At 48.0% G+C, this 1,258-nt stretch carries 1 protein-coding gene; it reads left to right on the top strand.

Translation table 11 applies throughout. The features are described 5' to 3' along the window. Positions 1-21: 21 nt before the first annotated feature. A complete protein-coding gene (gene tuf, locus JFC06_RS12200; RefSeq protein WP_193005364.1) occupies positions 22-1,212 on the top strand; it encodes an elongation factor Tu in 1,191 nt (396 codons plus the stop codon). Positions 1,213-1,258: the final 46 nt, after the last annotated feature.

Below are 1,258 nucleotides of genomic sequence, written 5' to 3'. Positions count from 1 at the left end.
CCAAAAAAAGAGGAAATACCCATGGCAAAGGCCAAGTTTGAACGCAACAAGCCACACGTCAACGTCGGTACCATCGGACACGTTGACCACGGTAAAACAACCCTAACAGCTGCAATCGCAACCGTAGCAGCAATCACCTCAGGTGGCGAAGCCAAAGACTACGCGTCAATTGACTCAGCCCCAGAAGAAAAAGCACGTGGCATCACCATCAACACCTCACACGTAGAATATGACACAGACACACGTCACTACGCCCACGTTGATTGCCCAGGTCACGCCGATTATGTTAAAAACATGATCACTGGTGCCGCTCAAATGGACGGCGCAATCCTAGTCGTATCAGCCACTGACGGCCCAATGCCACAAACACGTGAGCACATCTTGCTATCACGTCAGGTTGGCGTACCATACATCATCGTATTCATGAACAAATGCGACATGGTAGACGACGAAGAACTACTAGAACTAGTAGAAATGGAAGTTCGTGAATTGCTTAACGACTACGACTTCCCAGGTGACGACACCCCAATCGTAAAAGGTTCTGCTACTGAAGCCCTAAAAGGCTCAGAAGACAAATACGGCCAACCAGCCGTCGTAGAACTACTAAACGTACTAGACACCTACATCCCAGAGCCAGAGCGTGACATCGACAAAGCATTCCTAATGCCAATCGAAGACGTATTCTCAATCTCAGGTCGTGGTACTGTTGTAACTGGCCGTGTAGAATCTGGTATCGTAAAAGTTGGTGACGAAATCGAAATCGTCGGTATCCGTGACACTCAAAAAACCACCTGTACTGGTGTAGAGATGTTCCGTAAACTGCTTGACGAAGGTCGTGCAGGCGAAAACTGTGGCGTACTACTACGTGGTACCAAGCGTGAAGACGTACAACGTGGCCAAGTACTAGCGAAGCCAGGTTCAATCACGCCGCACACCAAGTTTGACGCAGAAGTATACGTACTATCAAAAGAAGAGGGTGGTCGTCACACACCATTCCTAAACGGCTATCGTCCACAGTTCTACTTCCGTACCACTGACGTAACTGGCGCAATCCAATTACAAGACGGTACTGAAATGGTAATGCCTGGTGATAACGTTGAGATGGGCGTAGAGCTTATCCACCCAATCGCTATGGATAAAGGTCTTCGCTTTGCTATTCGTGAAGGCGGCCGTACTGTAGGCGCTGGTGTTGTTGCTAACGTATTGAACTAATCGATAAGTCTCAGCAATGAGATTTTGAGTTAGTCATAAAAAAGCC

Source organism: Psychrobacter namhaensis (assembly GCF_016107545.1).
GTDB classification, from domain to species: domain Bacteria; phylum Pseudomonadota; class Gammaproteobacteria; order Pseudomonadales; family Moraxellaceae; genus Psychrobacter; species Psychrobacter namhaensis.
Note: the sequence above shows the minus strand (reverse complement) of the source record. Positions and strands in the feature narration are given on the sequence as shown.

Coding starts and splice junctions, on each gene's coding strand:
- tuf (WP_193005364.1), top strand. CDS start 22: ATGGCAAAGGCCAAGTTTGAACGCAACAAGCCACACGTCAACGTCGGT.